This window comes from Micromonospora sp. NPDC003776 (assembly GCF_053605645.1).
In genome coordinates this window covers 1-2713 of sequence record NZ_JBSGJR010000760.1, presented here as the reverse complement: position 1 = coordinate 2713, position 2713 = coordinate 1, and the positions used below count along the sequence as shown (strand labels likewise).

General features: G+C 68.6%; 3 protein-coding genes. All 3 read left to right on the top strand.

The genetic code is table 11. The annotated features are described in order from the left end of the window. The first annotated feature begins 273 nt into the window (after nucleotides 1-273). The 3 genes from ACWEVO_RS34520 to ACWEVO_RS34510 all read left to right on the top strand — a co-directional run bounded on the left by ACWEVO_RS34520 (nucleotide 274) and on the right by ACWEVO_RS34510 (nucleotide 2615). Nucleotides 274-555 (top strand): GlsB/YeaQ/YmgE family stress response membrane protein, encoded by a 282-nt coding sequence (locus tag ACWEVO_RS34520; protein WP_452311610.1) that lies wholly within the window; start codon nucleotides 274-276, stop codon nucleotides 553-555. A 264-nt stretch (nucleotides 556-819) separates the two neighbouring features. Next, nucleotides 820-1101: a GlsB/YeaQ/YmgE family stress response membrane protein gene (locus tag ACWEVO_RS34515; RefSeq protein WP_452311609.1), complete on the top strand. Its 282-nt coding sequence runs from the start codon at nucleotides 820-822 to the stop codon at nucleotides 1099-1101. Nucleotides 1102-1322: 221 nt separating this feature from the next. After that, on the top strand, nucleotides 1323-2615 hold the full coding sequence (locus tag ACWEVO_RS34510) for a sugar ABC transporter substrate-binding protein (protein ID WP_452311608.1): 1293 nt from the start codon (nucleotides 1323-1325) through the stop codon (nucleotides 2613-2615). Nucleotides 2616-2713: the final 98 nt, after the last annotated feature.

Sequence of the window (2713 nt, the reverse complement as noted above, 5' to 3'; positions counted from 1 at the left end):
GCCCGCGACGAACCCTCACCGGGTCGCGGGCACCGGCCGTCTCGGTGTGTCCGGACGATTTTTCCGCCGCGGCGGGCCCGCCGCCCGGTCCGCCCGTACCCCTTCGCGACCTGCGCGGATGTCCGCTTGGGGCGCAAATCGACGCGGCCGGCTCCGGGCCCTCGGGGCGGCCGTCCGTCGATGAGTCGGTTTGGTTTTTCGGTGCCTCGGGAACTTACCGGTCACGACAGGAACCACACAGAAGGTGTGAACCTACTTCAAAGGAGAACGACCGTGACCGTCTGGGGCATTCTTACCGCGCTGGTGGTTGGTCTGATCGTCGGCGCTCTGGGTCGCCTCGTCGTTCCGGGCCGCCAGAACATGCCGATCTGGCTGCACATGCTGATCGGCGTCGGTGCCGCGCTGCTCGGTACCGTGCTCGCCCGGGCCCTGGGTATCGCGACCGAGACCGCCGGTATCGACTGGATGGAGCTGCTGGTGCAGGTCGTGCTGGCCGCCATCGCCGTGGCCCTGGTGGCCGGCGTGGGTCGTCGGCGTAGCGTCTCGCGCTACTGACCGCCACCCCCTGAACGCTGAGCGGGCGTCCGACCTCACGGGTCGGGCGCCCGCTGGCGTGTGCCCGCCATTCCGCAGATGGCCGCAATCGATGTCCGAGCCGGTGCTCCGAGGTGAATTTCCGCGGTGGAAGCGCAGGTCGGCGAGGTTCGCTGCGGTTCATCCCGGAAGTCGGTTTGGGTTTTCAGCGGGTCGGGCACTTACCGGTCACGACAGCAAACACACGACCCCCGTGTGACAGATCTTTCGAGGAGGAGAACGACCATGACCGTGACGGGCATTCTTACCGCCATCATCGTTGGTCTGATCGTCGGTGCGCTGGGCCGCCTGGTCGTTCCGGGTCGCCAGAACATGCCGATCTGGCTGCATATGCTGATCGGCGTGGGTGCCGCGCTGCTCGGTACCGTGCTGGCCCGGGCCCTGGGCATCGCCACCGAGACCAAGGGTGTCGACTGGATGGAGTTGCTGGTGCAGGTCGTGCTGGCCGCCATCGCCGTGGCCCTGGTGGCCGGCGTGGGCCGTCGGCGCGGCGTCTCGCGCTACTGACCGCCACCCCCTGAACGCTGAGCGGGCGTCCGACCTCCTGGTCGGGCGCCCGCTGGCGTGTCTGCCCTGAGCTGCCCGGACGGCACCCCTGCCGCCCGGGCGGCCGGCTGCGATACCGTCGCCTCGCCCTACCGCCGTGAATGCCCCCTGTTGTAAAGGAAATTTTCCTACTAAGGTGCGGCGGAGAAGGTTAGTGCCAAACGGCCCGAGGGAGATATGGCGTGAACAGGTGGAAGCGGCTGGCTCCGGTCACCGCCGTCGTGGCCTCGGCCGCGATGGTGCTCGCCGGCTGCGGTGGCTCCGGGGACGACGACAAGGCCGCGGACAACAGCAAGCTCACGGTCTGGATGATGGGCGACGGTGGCGACGCCCAGACCAAGTTCCTCGACACCGTCGAGGCGGAGTTCAAGAAGAAGCACCCCGAGACCGACGTGGTGGTGCAGTACGTCCCCTGGCTCGAGGCGCCGAAGAAGTTCCAGGCCGCGCTCGCCGGCGGTGAGGGACCGGACGTCACCGAGCTGGGCAACACCGAGACCCAGGGCTGGGCCTCGCAGGAGGCCCTCGCCGACCTGAGCGGCAAGTTCAACAGCTGGTCCGAGGGCAAGGACATCCTCCCCGACCTGGTGAAGAACGCCCAGCTCGACGGCAAGCAGTACGGCGTCCCGTGGTACGCCGGCGTCCGGGCCGTCTTCTACCGCACCGACTGGTTCGCCGCCGCCGGCGTGAAGCCGCCGACCAACTGGGACGAGCTGGTCGCCGCCGCGAAGGCCGTGCAGGCCAAGAAGCCCGGCACCTACGGCATCGCGCTGCCCGGCAACTCCGAGCTGCCGTTCTACTCCTTCCTCTGGGCCAGCGGCGCCGAGATCGCCACCAAGCAGGGCGACACCTGGAAGTCCGGCTACAACACGCCCGAGGCGCAGAAGGCGGTCAAGTACTGGACCGACCTGGTGACCGTGCAGAAGGTCGCCCCGCCGGCCGCCGCCGGCTGGAACGAGATCGACGCCCGCACCCAGTTCGCCACCGGCAAGGCCGCCATGGCGTTCGCCGGCTGCTGGCAGGGCGGCGCGATGAAGAAGGACAACCCCGACATCGAGAAGGTCTGGGGCACCTTCCCGATCCCCGGCCCGGACGGCAAGCCGGCCCCGGCCTTCGCCGGCGGTTCCGACATCGCCCTCTGGAAGGACAGCAAGAAGCAGGACCTCGCCTGGGACTACCTGACCGTGCTGCTGAGCAAGCAGAAGGACCAGGAGTTCGCCAGCAGCCTCGGCTTCTTCCCGGTCTACAAGGACCTGGTCGGCGGCGGTAACTACGCCAACGACAAGGTGATGGCCGCCTGCGCCACCGCCATGCAGAACACCAAGCTGACCCCGCTGACCCCGAAGTGGGTCGAGGTCAGCCGGACCAAGACGGTGACCCAGGCGATGAACAGCTCGGTCATCAAGGGTCAGAAGACGGTCGAGCAGGCCACCGCCGACGCGGCCACCGAGATGGAAAGCATTCTCAACGCCAAGTGACCACGCTGACCGAGGCCACCGGCGAAGCCGCCGCGCGGGGGCTGGCCAAGGCCCAGGGGCCCGCGCGCGGGGCGCTCCCCCACCCACTCGAATATCGA